The sequence below is a fragment of the Yersinia massiliensis genome (genome assembly GCF_003048255.1).
In the GTDB taxonomy this organism is placed as follows: Bacteria; Pseudomonadota; Gammaproteobacteria; order Enterobacterales; family Enterobacteriaceae; genus Yersinia; species Yersinia massiliensis_A.
This window is the reverse complement of record NZ_CP028487.1, coordinates 919,725-935,774: the sequence shown is the minus strand read 5'-3', so window position 1 is coordinate 935,774 and position 16,050 is coordinate 919,725. Positions and strand designations below refer to the sequence as shown.

Sequence of the window (16,050 nt, the reverse complement as noted above, 5' to 3'; positions counted from 1 at the left end):
AACCCATGCGTATACCCCGCATTTATCATCCGCAACCTTTGCAGGCGAATACCGAACTTGCGCTAAGTGATGAAGCCGCCAATCACGTGGGCCGAGTGCTTCGGATGGGCGAAGGGCAAAACCTGCAATTATTCGATGGCAGCAATCAAGTATTCTTAGCTGAAATCATCCGAGTGGACAAAAAAAACTTAGTTGTCCGTCTCGGTGAAGGGCTGTTGGAAAATCGAGAGTCCCCGCTGAATTTACATCTCGGCCAGGTCATTTCTCGCGGCGAAAAAATGGAATTCACGGTACAGAAATCCATTGAGCTGGGTGTCAACGTGATTACGCCACTGTTCTCAGAACGCTGCGGCGTTAAGCTGGATGGCGAGCGTTTGGCGAAAAAAATCCAGCAGTGGCAGAAAATTGCCATCGCCGCCTGCGAGCAATGTGGCCGTAATACCCTGCCAGAAATTCGCAATGCCATGTCGTTATCCGACTGGTGTGCCGAGCAAGATGACAGCCTGAAGCTTAATTTGCATCCGCGCGCTAGCAACAGTATTAATACCCTCCCCTCGTCACTCAACAAAGTGCGTTTGTTGATTGGCCCGGAAGGCGGCCTTTCTGGCGATGAAATTGCCATGACCTCGCGCCTCGGATTTACTGATATCCTGCTAGGGCCGCGAGTTCTGCGTACCGAAACTACTGCCCTTACCGCAATTACCGCTTTGCAAGTGCGATTTGGCGATCTGGGATAATTCGTTCCCATTAGGAGAGAATAATGATCAAGCTCGGCATCGTAATGGACCCTATCTCGTCCATCAATATCAAGAAAGACTCCAGCTTCGCCATGCTGTTGGAAGCACAGCGCCGTGGCTGGGAATTGCATTACATGGAAATGGGCGATCTTTATCTACGGGGTGGCGATGGCCGTGCACGTACCCGCCTGCTCAGTGTGAAGCAAGATAAAGATGAGTGGTTCAGCTTTGGCGCAGAGCAAGATCTGCCTTTGCATGATCTTGATGTCATCCTGATGCGTAAAGATCCCCCGTTTGATACTGAATTTATTTATGCCACCTATATTCTGGAACGTGCGGAAGATAAAGGCACGTTGGTGGTCAATAAGCCACAGAGCCTGCGCGACTGTAACGAGAAGTTGTTTACCGCTTGGTTCCCTGAGTTGACGCCCGATACACTGGTCAGCCGCAGCAAAGATCATATCCGTCAATTCCATAAGGAACATGGTGATATCATTTTGAAGCCTCTCGATGGCATGGGTGGGACGTCCATTTTCCGTGTTAAGCAGGATGATCCTAACTTGTCCGTTATCATTGAGACGCTGACCGAGTTGGGTAGCCGTTTCTGTATGGCGCAGAACTTCCTACCAGCCATTAAAGAGGGTGATAAGCGTGTTTTAGTGGTTGATGGCGAGCCAGTGCCCTATTGCTTGGCGCGTATCCCTGCACAGGGTGAAACCCGTGGGAATCTGGCTGCGGGTGGCCGTGGTGAAGCGCGTCCATTGAGTGAAAGCGATTGGAAGATTGCCCGTGCCGTAGCGCCGGTGTTGAAGCAGAAAGGCTTAATTTTTGTCGGATTGGATATTATCGGCGATCGCCTGACTGAAATTAACGTCACCAGCCCAACCTGTATACGTGAAATTGAAGCGGCTTTCCCAGACGTTTCGATTACCGGCATGCTGATGGATGCCATTGAAGTCCGTTTGGCCAATAAGTAGTCTCAGCGCCCTCCCCTAAAAACTTGGAGCCGCAGCTAACACCGCTGCCGCTTCAAATATCAATACTCCCCCAAAGTACTTGGAGTGACAGCAAGGCAGCCAGCGAGAAAATCCCGATGAGCTGACTCAGGTCAGTGATTCGGGTGCACGAGCGCAGCTAACACCGCTGCCGCTTCAAGTACGAAGGGGGAGGTGACATTACCCGCATTTATCCGCATACTGACACAAACTCATCCTTCAACTCAGCGAATCCACGACATAACATAATGAATTTACAGCATCATTTTCTTATCGCTATGCCTTCACTGCAGGACCCGCAATTTATGCGCTCAGTTATTTATATCTGCGAGCATAACGATGATGGGGCTATGGGTTTGGTGATTAATCGGCCGATGGAGCAGTTTACAGTCGAAACTGTACTGGAAAAATTGAAAATCACGCCTTCTCCGCGGGACCCAGCAATACGTCTGGATAATCCGGTATTGGCCGGTGGGCCGCTGGCAGAAGATCGTGGGTTTATCCTGCATTCACCACGTGGAGGCTTCAGCTCCAGTATTTCTATCTCATCCGATACGATGATAACCACGTCTAAAGACGTACTAGAAACATTCGGTACATCTGAACAGCCTAAAAATCTCTTGGTGGCACTCGGCTATGCTGGTTGGCAACAAGGGCAGTTAGAGCAAGAGTTACTCGATAACGCTTGGCTGACGACTGAGGCTGATACTGACATTCTGTTCCATACCCCGATAGCTGAGCGTTGGCAAGCCGCTGCTAATAAATTGGGTATCAATATCTTTAATATTGCGCTGCAAGCAGGGCACGCTTAATGGCTAATCGTACTATTATTGCCTTTGATTTCGGCACCAAAAGTATTGGTGTCGCGATTGGTCAAGAAGTCACAGGGACGGCCAGAGCATTGACTTCGTTTAAAGCTCAAGATGGCACCCCAGACTGGCAGAAGGTCGAAAAACTGCTCAAAGAGTGGCAACCTGATTTGGTGGTCGTCGGCTTACCGCTGAATATGGATGGCACCGAACAACCACTCACCGCACGTGCGCGTCGGTTTGCTAATCGCCTGCATGGCCGCTTTGGTGTACAAATAGCCTTACAAGATGAACGACTCAGCACCGTCGAGGCTCGCGCCAATTTGTTTGATAGTGGCGGCTACCGTGCATTAGATAAAGGCAGTGTTGACGCCGCTTCTGCGGTTATTATTTTGGAAAGTTGGTTTGATGAGCAAGCAGGCTAAGTAGGCTAAGTAGGCTATTTTTATAGGCCCGCGGTTGCTCGTGGCCTTGCGTTGCCACAGACTAAACAGGCCATTCACGTCGATCATGGCACCCACGCCCACGGAATTGTATACTCTCGTTATGCCAATCGGCGGCTCAAAATATTGCACACCCCACGCGGGTGTTTTTTACATTTATTGAGGTTTTCTCATGACAAAAGTGACTGTTGCTGCGACTCAAATGGCGTGTTCTTGGGACCTGCCAAAGAACATTGAAAATGCGGAGAAGCTGGTTCGTCAAGCGCATGTCAAGGGCGCGCAGATTATCCTAATTCAGGAACTGTTTGCCGCACCATATTTCTGTATTGATCAAAGCCCAGAACACTATGCACTGGCGCAAGAACTGGATAACAGCCCATTGATCCAGCATTTCTCCCAGTTAGCGGCGGAACTGCAAGTCGTCTTGCCACTGAGTTTCTTTGAGAAAGCCAACAATGCATATTACAACTCGCTGGTCATGATCGATGCCGATGGCGCTGTGTTGGATGTTTATCGTAAAACTCACATTCCAAATGGCCCTGCCTATCAGGAAAAACAATTCTTTATCCCCGGCGACACCGGTTTTAAAGTCTGGCAGACCCGTTACGCTAAAGTGGGTGTTGGCATCTGTTGGGATCAGTGGTTCCCAGAAACTGCTCGTAGCTTGGCACTGCTTGGTGCAGAGATCATCTTCTACCCAACAGCCATCGGCTCTGAACCTGCTTACCCTGAAATCGACAGTCAGCCACACTGGACCCGTGTTCAGCAAGGCCATGCTGCCGCTAATCTGGTGCCAGTGATTGCCTCTAACCGTATTGGCACTGAAAAAAGCAAGTTTATTGATGGTCTGGAAATGACCTTCTACGGCTCTTCTTTCATCGCCGACCAAACCGGTGCTCTGCTGGCTCAAGCCAACAAAACCGATGAAACCGTGTTGGTGCATGAGTTCGATTTACAGGAAATTGCCGCCCAACGCGCTTCATGGGGCTTATTCCGCGATCGTCGTCCAGAAATGTATCAGGCATTAGCCACTTCTGACGGCAAGACCCGGAGATAATTTATGTCAGTACAAGATACGGTTTCATCAATCTCAACGTCACAAGCTCTGACGGGTACACCCCAACAGGACGGCTTTTTTATGCCAGCCGAATGGGCAAAGCAGGATGCCGTCTGGATGTTGTGGCCTTATCGCCAAGATAATTGGCGTGGTAAAGGCGTTCCTGCTCAACGGACATTCGCCAAAGTAGCCGAAGCTATCAGCCGTACTACCCCAGTATTTATGGGGGTGCCTGCTGAATTTATGGCGCAGGCTAAAGCCACTATGCCTGCTAATATCACGCTGGTTGAAATGGCTAGCGATGATGCTTGGATGCGTGATACCGGCCCAACAATGGTGATTAACGGTGCCGGTGCGCGCCGTGCCGTTGATTGGCAATTCAACGCTTGGGGCGGCCTTAACGGCGGCCTATATGCCGACTGGCAACAAGATGAGAAAGTTGCCGTTCAGGTCAGTGATTTCCTGAAAGATGCCCATTACAGCGCACCGTTAGTGCTTGAGGGTGGCTCTATTCACACTGATGGCGAAGGTACACTGCTGACCACCGCGGAGTGTTTGCTCAACCCAAACCGCAACCCGCATCTAAATCAGGCGCAGATTGAACAACTGTTGCGTGAATATCTTGGTGTCACGCATTTCATCTGGTTGCAGGACGGTGTTTATAACGATGAAACTGATGGTCACATCGATAATATGTGCTGCTTTGTCCGCCCGGGTGAAGTCGCGCTGCATTGGACCGACGATCAGCAAGATCCGCAGTACGCACGTTCTGTTGCTGCTTTTGACGTGCTGTCCAATGCGGTCGATGCTAAAGGACGTAAGCTGAAAATCTGGAAGCTACCTGCTCCTGGACCGCTCTATAACACTGAAGAAGAAACTTTCGATGTGCTTTCAAGTGATGCAGTGCCTCGTACTGCGGGTGAGCGTCTTGCTGGCTCTTACGTCAACTTCTTGATCAGTAACCAGCAGATTATTTATCCGCTACTGGATAGCCGTACTGACGGGCTGGCGCAAGATTTATTGCAGCAGATGTTCCCTGACTACGCGATTGTTGGCGTCCCTGCCCGCGAGATCTTGCTCGGTGGCGGCAACATTCACTGCATTACCCAGCAGATCCCTGCGGCATAAGTTTCCCTTTGTACCCATCGCTATCTTCGAAAGAGAGCCGCTACCTGTTAGCGGCTCTCTTTTGAGTCACTCAATGCACCGTCGCTAAAATGCCTTGTTTTTTCCGATGCGCAAAGCTCTGCTCAAAGGTTTGCATTCCCCATTGTGCGCCCGATTGGATAACAGTCAGGAGCTGGTAGATTTTACCTTCACGGATCAAATGACTGCCTGCAGTGGTTTGAGTCAAGATCTCAAATAGCGCAATGCGCCCTCCGCCAGGTTTTTGGCACAATTTCTGCGCGACAACAGCACGTAAACTAGCCGCTAATTGCGCCTGTATCACGGTTTTCTCTGCCGCCGGAAAAGTATCCACCAGCCTATCAATGGCCTGGGTTGCGGTGCGCGCATGTAACGTCGCTAACACTAGATGCCCTGTTTCCGCTGCCGTCAGCGCAAGCCGAATTGTCTCTTGATCTCGCAGTTCCCCCAACAGAATGATATCGGGATCTTGCCGAAGTACTCCCCTCAGTGCCCCACTGAAAGAGTCTGTATGACTCCCCATTTCCCGCTGCTGGATCAAGCTGGATTGGCTGCAATGGATAAACTCAATCGGATCTTCAAGGGTGATAATGTGGCGCGCTTGTTGATCGTTAATCGCTTTGATCATCGCATTCAAGGTGGTGGATTTACCGCTCCCGGTAGCACCGCTAATCAAAATCAAACCATTTTCTCGTTTGGCTAATTCACGAATAATGTCAGGGGCCTCGAGTTCAGCCAACGACGGACAGGTTTTAGGGATAAGCCGGAATGCGATTGAGTACCCTTGTCGTTGCTGAAAAATATTTGCACGTAACCTTTGCCCCGCTACGGTGGTGTAGGCGCAATCAACCTGCCCTGCTTGTTGTAACTGGTTTTGCTGTGCTTGAGTCAGTAAGTGCTGATACAACCCATTGATCCAGTCAGCATTCACCTGCGGCCAATGCGAAAAGATTTTTAGTTCACCATCAATACGTAATATCGGATGATGGCCGGTACAAAGGTGCAGATCCGAGGCATTATGATTTACACTATCCGCCACTTTATTGGCGAAATCCTGTTCGTTAAAGCCGTTTTTGGCACGTTCGGGATTTTCTAAATTAATGCATCTGGCCGTTACATCGCCATATGCGGGGTTATCCGGACCTGCATTTTTATCATCTAGGCTGGTGAAATCCATATCAAACTCCTGAGTCCATATGAGCACAATTGAGCAGAATCTACAGGATGTCAGAGCACGAATTGCCGCCATTTCACGCAATTGCGCACGCTCTCCAGAAGAAGTTACCTTGCTTGCAGTGAGTAAAACCAAACCTGTGACCGCTATCGAAGAAGCTATCGCGGCAGGGCAATATGCCTTTGGTGAAAACTATGTGCAGGAAGGGGTGGATAAGATCCATTACTTTGCGGATAAGCACCAAGGTCATCCACTTGAATGGCACTTTATTGGCCCGCTGCAATCCAATAAAAGCCGGTTAGTGGCAGAGAATTTTGCTTGGTGCCATACCGTCGATAGGTTGAAAATCGCTCAGCGTTTGAGTGTGCAGCGCCCTGCCGAAATGCCTGATTTGAACATCCTGATTCAAGTCAATATCAGCGATGAACAAAGTAAATCTGGGATTACCTTAGCGGAATTACCGGCGTTGGCGGCCAATATTAGCGAGCTGCCGAAGGTGAATTTGCGCGGGTTGATGGCTATTCCAGCGCCTGAAACTGATTACCAAAAACAACTGGCGGTATTTGAGCAAATGCATCAGGCGTTCTTGACTTTGAAAGCCCAGTACCCTCAGATGGATACGCTTTCGATGGGTATGACGGATGATATGCCTGCCGCTATTGCCGCTGGCAGTACATTAGTGCGTATTGGCACCGCCATTTTTGGTGCTCGCGCATAAGCCTGTCGTCAGAGCAGCTAACGCCGCTACAGCGCCAAAGACCAACATGCTACCCAAAGGCATTGGGGTTGTAGCAAAGCAGCAAACGAGCGAATCCCGATGAGCTTACACAAGTAAGTGATTCGGGTGAGTAAGAGCAGCTAACGCCGCTACAGCGCCAAAGACCAACATGCTACCCAAAGGCATTGGGGTTGTAGCAAGGCAGCAAACGAGCGAATCCCGATGAGCTGACAGCAGTCAGTGATTCGGGTGAGTAAGAGCAGCTAACGCCGCTACAGCGCCAAGGACGAAGGGTATAGGAGAAAATCAATGCAACACCGCAACATCACATTCATCGGCGCAGGCAACATGGCCCGCGCAATCATTGCAGGCTTAGTTGCCGGTGGTTACCCTGCTAAAAAAATCAGCGTTTGCGCACCTTCGGAAAAAAACCGTGATGCACTGGCCGCTGAATTTGGTGTCATTAGTTCCGATGATAATATCGCCGAGGCACAGAAGGCAGAAGTTATCGTTTTAGCGGTCAAGCCTCAGTTAATGGCCGAGGTATGCCAGCCATTACAGGAAAATATCGATTTCACCGGCAAGCTGGTGCTTTCCATAGCTGCGGGCGTTCAGGTTGCGCGCTTCTATACCTTATTGGGCGAAAACCTCAATTTGGTGCGCATCATGCCCAATACGCCATCGCTGGTTGGGAAAGGAATGAGCGGCTTATATGCCCCAGAACAGGTTTCCAAGGAAGATCGCGACTTCACTACTGCTTTGATGAGTTCTGTGGGGAAAGTTTGTTGGGTGAGTGATGAAAACGGCATCAACAGCGTGATTGCTGCCGCAGGCAGTGCGCCCGCCTATTTCTTCTTGTTTATGGAGGCCATGCAACAAGAAGCAGAGCAGTTAGGTTTTGACAGCGAAACCGCCCGTCTGCTGGTGCAGCAAGCGGCCTCTGGTGCCACCGCCTTGGTCGAAGCCAATCCACAAGTGCCACTTTCAACCTTGCGCCAACAAGTCACGTCCAAAGGCGGAACCACAGCGGAAGCTATTCGAGTGTTTAACGAGCAACATTTGGCTGAAACCGTTGCTGCCGCCATGCAAGCGGCTATTGTGCGGGCCAAAGAAATGGAAAAGCTGTTTTAACGGCAAAAAAATTTACAAAAACCGACACCGTCCCTGACACTTTCTCGTTAAGATAGGGGCCGGTAACGTAGGCGAATATCTAATATTAAGGACGAAAGCAACTCATGCTAACGCTGACTTTTCTGGCCAAAACGGTCATTGACCTGTATGTGATGGTACTGCTGTTGCGCATCTGGATGCAGTGGGTTCACAGCGACTTCTATAATCCGTTTTCACAATTTGTGGTGAAAATCACTCAGCCAATAGTCGGCCCATTGCGCCGGATTATCCCGTCATTGGGGCCAATCGACAGTGCATCGTTGTTGTTGGCTTACTTGCTGATGACCATTAAGTTCCCTCTGCTATTACTGATTGGCAGTGGCTCAATATCCCTCAGCCCTTATAACTTGTTGTTTGGGGTGATTGCCCTGTTTAAAGCTGCCGGTTATTTGATCTTCTGGATCATGATCATTCGCGCACTGATGAGCTGGGTCAGCCAAGGCCGTAGCCCAATGGACTATCTGCTTTATCAGCTCACTGAGCCGTTAATGGCACCGATTCGTCGTATCTTACCCGCCATGGGGGGGATCGATTTCTCAGCGATGGTCGTTATTCTTATTCTGTATCTGATCAACTTCTTAGGGATGGATTTGCTGGGCGAGTTGTGGATGATGCTGTGAGTGCAGTGACATCCCTGCTGGACGGTTTAGTACTCAGGCTATATATTCAGCCCAAAGCGAGCCGTGATCAGATAGTCGGTTTACATGGCGATGAATTGAAAGTCGCCATTACCGCCCCACCCGTTGATGGGCAAGCCAATGCCCATTTAATCAAATTTATCGCTAAACAATTCCGTGTTGCTAAAAGTCAGGTGATTATCGAGAAAGGCGAATTGGGGCGGCATAAGCAGATTAAAGTTATACATCCGCAACAAATTCCACCCGAAGTTGCGGCACTACTTGAGTGATATATCCCTGTCATCCTATTGAGTATCAGCAAGCAGTGTCAGCTTAAAATTCAGGATTTATTCATGCAAAAAATAGTATTAGCGACCGGCAATCCCGGGAAAGTCCGTGAGCTGGCAACCTTGCTTGCTGATTTCGGCTTAGATGTTGTCGCGCAAACAGAACTGGACGTTGAATCTGTTGAAGAAACCGGCTTAACATTTATCGAAAATGCCATCTTAAAAGCACGCCATGCGGCGCAAAAAACCGGCTTACCAGCGATTGCCGATGACTCGGGTTTGGCTGTGGATGCTTTGGGCGGTGCGCCCGGTATTTATTCCGCACGCTACGCCGGTGTTGATGCCAGCGATCAGGAAAACCTCGATAAGCTGCTTGCGACACTGAAAGATGTTCCCAATGGACAGCGCAGCGCTCAATTCCATTGCGTGTTGGTTTATATGCGCCATGGCGATGATCCTACGCCATTGGTGTTCCACGGCCAATGGCCCGGCGTGATTGCCCATCAGCCCGCAGGGGCGGCTGGATTTGGCTATGACCCGATTTTTTATGTCCCAGAATTGGGTAAAACTGCCGCAGAACTGACCCGAGAAGAGAAGCATGCGGTCTCTCATCGCGGCCAAGCCCTGAAGCTAATGTTGGATGCGTTACGCAATGCTTAAGTTACCGCCGCTGAGTCTCTATATTCATATTCCTTGGTGTGTGCAGAAGTGCCCTTACTGCGACTTTAACTCTCATGCGCTGAAAGGTGATGTCCCTCATCAGGAATATGTAGAGCACTTATTGGCAGATCTTGATATAGACGCACCGCTGGTGAGTGGCCGAGAGGTCAGCACCATTTTTATTGGCGGTGGCACGCCAAGTTTGCTCAGTGCCGAAGCGATGCAACAGTTGCTCGACGGTGTACGCGCCAGATTGCCGGTTGCCATTGATGCTGAAATCACCATGGAAGCCAACCCCGGCGCAGTCGAAGCCGATCGGTTTAGCGGTTATCAGCGCGCCGGTATCAATCGCATTTCAATTGGTGTGCAGAGCTTTAGCGCGCAGAAGCTGGTTCGTCTTGGCCGGATACATGGGCCAGAAGAGGCCAAGCGTGCAGCAGCATTAGCAACAGCATTAGGGCTACGCAGTTTTAATCTTGATTTGATGCATGGTTTACCCGATCAAACATTAGAAGAGGCGCTGGATGATTTGCGTCAAGCGATTGCCTTGAATCCCCCTCATTTGTCTTGGTATCAGTTGACTATCGAACCGAATACCGGTTTTAGTTCTCGCCCCCCTGTCCTACCAGATGACGATGCGCTATGGGATATTTTCCAGCAGGGGCACCAGTTACTTAGCGCCGCAGGATATCAGCAATACGAAACCTCGGCCTATGCCAAACCGGGCTATCAATGCCAGCACAACCTTAATTACTGGCGTTTTGGGGATTATCTGGGGATCGGTTGTGGCGCTCACGGTAAAATCACCTTTAGCGACGGGCGGATTTTACGCACAATAAAGACCAAACATCCCCGTGGTTTTATGCAGGGCAAATATCTCGATAAAAAGTATGAAGTGGAAACAGCGGATCGGCCTTTTGAATTCTTTATGAACCGTTTTCGTCTGCTGGAAGCTGCGCCCCGTGCGGATTTCTATCATTTTACTGGTTTAGCTGAAAGTCATATCCGGCCGCAGTTGGATGAGGCGTTAGCGAAAGGGTATTTGATTGAAACAGAAGAGAATTGGCAGATTACTGAGAAAGGAAAGCTATTCCTTAACTCGCTGTTAGAACTGTTTTTATAGCCATTCATACTCGGCTTAGCATTCACATCTGAGGGCAGTTATCGCCCCTCAGATGTCCTTAAAATAGCTTATTTAGCCTACTTTGATGGGAGCCACCCATCTACAATTAGTTCAAAGACTTAAGCAAATCTTTCCGCTGTTGTTCTAGCGTAGTGACTCGGCTACAAACTTCATGGCCAAACTGCTGGAAGTCCTGTTCCTGATTATTCCATTCATTCTGGATAGCCTGCTGTAACCCGCCCAGATTGCCCATAATGGCTTGTAATGGGTTATTGCCCGCGCCACTGGTCGCTTGCTTAACGCCCATTTCATTTAAGCTATCTTGTAAAACGCCGCCCATACTTTGTTGCACTAATTGGCGGCCGTCTTTCTCTACCTGATCAATAGCTTGATGGTGGAAGGTCAAGCCATCACTGCGTTTTTCAATGATACGGCTCATCTGTTGTTTAAGCTGATCATTCAGGGTAGTTAGGCGGTTACGCACATTACTGTTACTGCCCAGCTCCTTAACAATCACTTTGTCTAAGGAGACGCGTGCTTTTTCCAAACGCTGTTGCGCACCTTGATCTATCCAAGGTAAGTCTTTACGCAACGCTGTTTGATAGCGAAATGCCTGCTGGCGCTGCGCATCGGTCAGCGTCAATGTTTTGCCGTTACGAATAACATCGCCGTCAGGTGAAATCTGCAAATTGCCGCTGGCCCCAACAATTTGCACGGATTGCGGGCTGATAATCACATCATCCTGTGGCTTTACGTTGCACTGGTATTCAGCCTGCACTTGTCCAGCCGTTAGCATTAATATTGCCAAACCTGCCGTTCGTAATGCTTTCATTTTATGTAACATAAGACTCCCGATAAACGGTTTAAAAAATGGAGCGGCCAATCCGCTGTGCCAGTAACTCTAAGGCAGCCGTTCCGGCAAGAGAGTTCCCTGCGTTGTCTAATTCAGGTGACCAAACAGCAATGCACAACTCATCGGGTACGATGGCAATAATGCCACCACCCACGCCGGACTTCCCTGGCATACCCACGCGAAAAGCAAATTCACCTGCTCCATCATACATGCCACTGGTAATCATCAGTGCATTGATTTGCCGAGCCTGCATCGGCGTAATTAATGGGTCTTGTCCACTGATACTACGCCCCTGATTCGCCAGATAGACAAAGCAACGAGCCAGTTCAGCACAGCTCATGCGCATCGCGCAATAGTGAAAATAGGTCTGAAGTACCGTCAATACATCGTTATCGAAATTACCAAAAGACTTCATGAGGTAAGCAATGGCGGCATTACGATCTGAATGTTCAAACTCCGAGCGCGCGACGCGGGGATCATAGCTAATGCTATCGTCGCTCACCAGTTGGCGTACGACTTCTAGCATCCGTTGTTTAGGCGCACTCAGTCGACTTTGCAACATATCGCACACCACCAGCGCGCCTGGATTGATAAAAGGATTACGCGGCTTACCCTTTTCTAATTCTAATTGGACCAATGAATTAAAGGGCTGGCCGGAGGGCTCTTTGCCAACTCGCTGCCATACATCTTGTTCAGCGTAACGCGATAACGCCAGCGTTAGGCTTAATACTTTCGATATCGATTGAATGGAGAATCGCTCATTCGCGTCTCCGGCCTGAAACATTTGGCCGTCCAATGTACAGACGGCAATACCCAGTTTGTCCGCCGAGACTTCGGCCAATGCGGGAATATAATCGGCCACTTTCCCTTGGCCAATCAGAGGGCGAACCTGCTGTAATATATCCGCTAGCAACGCATTATCTAACACTGTTGCTACCTCCAGAACATTTGCCAACACGATGCTCCAATATAATCTCGATAACAGTTTCCGCTAATGACAGCCAATAAAAACAAAGGCGCCTGCTTTAGGCGCCCTTATCAATTATCTGCCGTTAAAACGGAAGATCAATCCCACCAGATATCAAACAGCTCACTGGTTTCTACATTTTTCAATTTACGCGCTTCCAGCCATTTTGTGACTAATGCACGATGATCATCGGTGCAATGGCCAATCTCTTGCAGGCAAATCAACCCTTCCCACTGTAGATAGCCGCTACCATCAAATGCCAAGCCATTTGCTTCAATGACTTCATCGATAAAAGCATCGACCGTTTCATCAATGACATCAACACCCGTACCTTCAGGGAAGGTCCATTTCACGGAGAAACCTAACTCTTGGAACTCGTCGATATGCATTTTCTTACGTAAGCGACGACTACGATTCTTAGCCATTATTCTTTCCTCTCAAACATCAGATCCCAAACGCCATGTCCCAGGCGCTGGCCACGTAATTCAAATTTTGTCAGCGGACGCGAGTCCGGCCGAGGTACATAATCATTTTGTTCTGAAAGGTTACGGAATTCGTTCACACCTGACATCACTTCCAGCATATGTTCCGCATAATGTTGCCAGTCGGTGGCCATATGGAACACTCCACCTACTTTTAATTTGCTTCTGACCAGTTCAACAAAAGGTGTTTGAACGATACGACGTTTATTATGGCGCGCTTTGTGCCATGGGTCAGGGAAAAAGAGCTGAACCATATCCAGCGAAGCATCTGGAATCATGTTTTCCAGTACTTCAACGGCGTCATGACACATAACCCGTAGGTTACTTAGGCCCGCTTCATGCGCAGATCCTAGGCAAGCCCCCACGCCCGGAGAGTGAACTTCTATCCCCAAAAAATTCTGCTGTGGGTTGCTGGCAGCCATTGTCACCAGTGAGGTACCCATACCGAAGCCAATTTCCAATACCACTGGCGCTTCGCGGCCAAATAAGGCATTTAAGTTAACCGGCGCTACCTGATATTCCACGCCCATCACCGGCCAGTAGCTATCCAGTGCCAGTTGTTGGCCCTTGGTGAGGCGCCCCTGACGGCGGACAAAACTACGAATACGGCGCATCGGGCGGCCGTTTTCATCAAATTCCGGAGATATGACGTCATTTATCATGGTGCTTTCTGTCTGCTGGTTACTAATGTGAATGCGCATTATGCAAAGATACGGCAGTTTATCAACTCTGGAGGCTATAAGCACAAAATTAAGCTGTAAATAACCTCTATATACTTAACTACGTCACGATTTCGGGTGCGCAAGCGCAGCTAGCACCGCTGTCGTTTCAAGGTTGAAGGCCCCCAAAGTCATTGGAATGACAGCAAGGCAGCCAGTGAGCAAATCCCGATGAGCTGACTCAAGTCAGTGATTCGGGTGAGCGAACGCAGCTAACACCGCTGTCGTTTCAAGGTTGAAGGCCCCCAAAGTCATTGGAGCGACAGCAAGGCAGCCAGTGAGCAAATCCCGATGAGCTGACTCAAGTCAGTGATTCGGGTGAGCGAACGCAGCTAACACCGCTGTCGTTTCGGGTACGAAGGCCCCCAAAGTCATTGGAGCGACAGCAAGGCAGCCAGTGAGCAAATCCCGATGAGCTGACTCAAGTCAGTGATTCGGGTGAGCAAACGCAGCTAACACCGCTGTCGTTTCAAGGACGAAGGGGGTTTACAGCGCATGAACTCTATGCTGCAATCCAGCCCTAAATTCTCAGCTAGATATTGATACCTGCTTATGATGCAAGCGCAACAATTCGCGCACGCGGTACTTGATTGGTACGAACGCTTTGGCCGCAAAACACTGCCATGGCAGTTGGATAAAACACCTTATCAAGTTTGGTTATCCGAGGTGATGTTGCAACAGACGCAGGTTGCGACTGTTATTCCCTACTTTCAACGCTTTATGCTGCGCTTCCCTGATATTCGTGCGCTGGCAGCAGCCCCGCTGGATGAAGTTCTGCATTTATGGACCGGGTTAGGTTATTACGCTCGCGCCAGAAATTTGCATAAAGCAGCCCAAGCCGTGGTCGAGCGACATCAAGGTGAATTCCCAACGACTTTTGACGAAATTCTCGCTTTGCCGGGTATTGGGCGTTCGACTGCGGGTGCGATATTGTCACTCGCACTAGGCCAACATTTTCCTATTTTAGATGGTAACGTCAAACGTGTTCTAGCTCGTTGCTATGCTGTTGAAGGATGGCCCGGTAAAAAGGATGTCGAGGGGCGGTTGTGGCAAATCAGTGAAGATGTTACCCCTGCAAAAGGGGTCGGTAAGTTTAACCAAGCCATGATGGATTTAGGGGCTATTGTTTGTACCCGCGCCAAACCCAAATGTGAACTTTGCCCGTTGAATATGGGTTGTATGGCATATGCCAATCATAGCTGGTCACGCTATCCTGGGAAAAAACCCAAACAAACGATACCGGAAAAAACAGCCTATTTTCTGTTGATGCAGAATGATACACAAGTCTGGCTCGAACAGCGTCCGCCTGTCGGTTTATGGGGAGGGTTGTTTTGTTTTCCACAATTTGCTGAGCAAGGAGAACTTGAGCACTGGTTGCAGCAGCGTGGTGTTACCACCAACGGTTTACAGCAACTCACTGCCTTTCGCCATACCTTCAGCCATTTCCATCTCGATATTGTTCCGATGTGGCTGAATGTGGCGTCAGCCCGAGGATGCATGGATGATGGTGCGGGTCTCTGGTATAACTTAGCACAGCCACCTTCGGTAGGACTGGCTACCCCTGTTGAACGCTTACTGCATATGTTGGCAAAAACAGAGCTAGCAGGACAATAATAGGCAACACTGCCGCCTACCCAAATTGCTTTATTTGACGATAGTCATACACGAGGATTTAGCATGAGCAGAACGATTTTTTGTACATTTTTACAGAAGGATGCTGAGGGGCAAGATTTTCAGTTGTATCCGGGTGAAATAGGCAAACGTATTTATAACGAAATCTCAAAAGAAGCCTGGTCACAATGGATAGCCAAACAGACCATGCTTATTAACGAGAAAAAACTGAGCATGATGAATATTGAAGATCGCAAACTGTTGGAGCAAGAGATGGTCAACTTCTTGTTCGAGGGGCAGGACGTTCATATTGAAGGTTATACTCCGCCGAGTAAATAACCATGGGGGGCCAAGCACTGGCCCCGCTGTTATCCCTGAAATCATTCGAGTGGCAGGTAAGCGGAACACAGCGAATCACCGAACGCTTATTACTATAAGTGGTTGAGGTGAGCGAATACGGCCAATGGATGGGCGACTTGAAG

Annotated in this window: 19 protein-coding genes; 14 read left to right on the top strand and 5 right to left on the bottom strand. The window is 49.3% G+C overall.

The features are described from left to right. The first annotated feature begins 5 nt into the window (after positions 1-5). The 6 genes from rsmE to aguA all read left to right on the top strand — a co-directional run bounded on the left by rsmE (position 6) and on the right by aguA (position 5,169). Entirely contained in the window at positions 6-737 is a 732-nt protein-coding gene (rsmE, locus tag DA391_RS04245) for a 16S rRNA (uracil(1498)-N(3))-methyltransferase (protein WP_050082183.1), read from the top strand. Between the two features lie 23 nt (positions 738-760). After that, positions 761-1,714: a glutathione synthase gene (gshB, locus tag DA391_RS04240; protein WP_050286418.1), complete on the top strand. Its 954-nt coding sequence runs from the start codon at positions 761-763 to the stop codon at positions 1,712-1,714. 266 nt (positions 1,715-1,980) lie between these two features. Further along, positions 1,981-2,544, top strand: coding sequence for a YqgE/AlgH family protein (locus DA391_RS04235; RefSeq protein ID WP_050082181.1), 564 nt, complete (start codon positions 1,981-1,983; stop codon positions 2,542-2,544). Then, a complete protein-coding gene (gene ruvX, locus DA391_RS04230) occupies positions 2,544-2,966 on the top strand; it encodes a Holliday junction resolvase RuvX (protein WP_019211651.1) in 423 nt (140 codons plus the stop codon). The genes DA391_RS04235 and ruvX overlap by 1 nt, the downstream gene beginning before the upstream one ends. Positions 2,967-3,156: 190 nt before the next feature. Next, a complete protein-coding gene (gene aguB, locus DA391_RS04225) occupies positions 3,157-4,041 on the top strand; it encodes an N-carbamoylputrescine amidase (RefSeq protein ID WP_050286417.1) in 885 nt (294 codons plus the stop codon). 3 nt (positions 4,042-4,044) lie between these two features. Next, the gene (aguA, locus tag DA391_RS04220; protein ID WP_050873666.1) at positions 4,045-5,169 is read left to right on the top strand and encodes an agmatine deiminase; all 1,125 of its coding nucleotides are present in this window, start codon (positions 4,045-4,047) and stop codon (positions 5,167-5,169) included. 70 nt (positions 5,170-5,239) lie between these two features. Here aguA and DA391_RS04215 read toward each other — a convergent pair whose 3' ends face one another. Next, entirely contained in the window at positions 5,240-6,364 is a 1,125-nt protein-coding gene (locus tag DA391_RS04215; protein ID WP_108087404.1) for a type IV pilus twitching motility protein PilT, read from the bottom strand. A 19-nt stretch (positions 6,365-6,383) separates the two neighbouring features. Between DA391_RS04215 and DA391_RS04210 the strand changes: the two genes are divergently transcribed. From DA391_RS04210 to hemW, 6 genes are all read left to right on the top strand, one after another. Further along, the gene (locus DA391_RS04210; RefSeq protein ID WP_108087403.1) at positions 6,384-7,079 is read left to right on the top strand and encodes a YggS family pyridoxal phosphate-dependent enzyme; all 696 of its coding nucleotides are present in this window, start codon (positions 6,384-6,386) and stop codon (positions 7,077-7,079) included. A gap of 309 nt (positions 7,080-7,388) precedes the next feature. Next, on the top strand, positions 7,389-8,210 hold the full coding sequence (proC, locus tag DA391_RS04205; RefSeq protein ID WP_050286414.1) for a pyrroline-5-carboxylate reductase: 822 nt from the start codon (positions 7,389-7,391) through the stop codon (positions 8,208-8,210). A 104-nt stretch (positions 8,211-8,314) separates the two neighbouring features. Further along, positions 8,315-8,869: a YggT family protein gene (locus DA391_RS04200; RefSeq protein WP_019211656.1), complete on the top strand. Its 555-nt coding sequence runs from the start codon at positions 8,315-8,317 to the stop codon at positions 8,867-8,869. Then, positions 8,866-9,156, top strand: coding sequence for a DUF167 family protein YggU (gene yggU, locus DA391_RS04195; protein WP_019211657.1), 291 nt, complete (start codon positions 8,866-8,868; stop codon positions 9,154-9,156). Before DA391_RS04200 ends, yggU begins: the two co-directional genes overlap by 4 nt. A 63-nt stretch (positions 9,157-9,219) precedes the next feature. Continuing rightward, positions 9,220-9,813, top strand: a complete 594-nt coding sequence (locus DA391_RS04190; protein WP_050082171.1) for an XTP/dITP diphosphatase — start codon at positions 9,220-9,222, stop codon at positions 9,811-9,813. Beyond that, the gene (gene hemW, locus DA391_RS04185; RefSeq protein ID WP_019211659.1) at positions 9,806-10,936 is read left to right on the top strand and encodes a radical SAM family heme chaperone HemW; all 1,131 of its coding nucleotides are present in this window, start codon (positions 9,806-9,808) and stop codon (positions 10,934-10,936) included. The genes DA391_RS04190 and hemW overlap by 8 nt, the downstream gene beginning before the upstream one ends. Before the next feature lie 106 nt (positions 10,937-11,042). On the opposite strand, the gene DA391_RS04180 is transcribed toward hemW, so the two are convergent. The 4 genes from DA391_RS04180 to trmB all read right to left on the bottom strand — a co-directional run bounded on the left by DA391_RS04180 (position 11,043) and on the right by trmB (position 13,900). Continuing rightward, a complete protein-coding gene (locus DA391_RS04180; RefSeq protein WP_049606248.1) occupies positions 11,043-11,780 on the bottom strand; it encodes a DUF2884 domain-containing protein in 738 nt (245 codons plus the stop codon). Between the two features lie 19 nt (positions 11,781-11,799). Continuing rightward, entirely contained in the window at positions 11,800-12,747 is a 948-nt protein-coding gene (gene glsB / locus DA391_RS04175; RefSeq protein ID WP_050873654.1) for a glutaminase B, read from the bottom strand. Between the two features lie 107 nt (positions 12,748-12,854). Beyond that, entirely contained in the window at positions 12,855-13,181 is a 327-nt protein-coding gene (locus tag DA391_RS04170; protein WP_019211662.1) for a YggL family protein, read from the bottom strand. Continuing rightward, positions 13,181-13,900 (bottom strand): tRNA (guanosine(46)-N7)-methyltransferase TrmB, encoded by a 720-nt coding sequence (gene trmB / locus DA391_RS04165; protein ID WP_108087402.1) that lies wholly within the window; start codon positions 13,898-13,900, stop codon positions 13,181-13,183. Before trmB ends, DA391_RS04170 begins: the two co-directional genes overlap by 1 nt. 609 nt (positions 13,901-14,509) lie before the next feature. On the opposite strand from trmB, the gene mutY reads away from it, so the two are divergent. Continuing rightward, on the top strand, positions 14,510-15,571 hold the full coding sequence (gene mutY / locus DA391_RS04160; RefSeq protein WP_050286413.1) for an A/G-specific adenine glycosylase: 1,062 nt from the start codon (positions 14,510-14,512) through the stop codon (positions 15,569-15,571). Positions 15,572-15,634: 63 nt separating this feature from the next. After that, entirely contained in the window at positions 15,635-15,907 is a 273-nt protein-coding gene (locus DA391_RS04155; RefSeq protein ID WP_049606249.1) for an oxidative damage protection protein, read from the top strand. Positions 15,908-16,050: the final 143 nt, after the last annotated feature.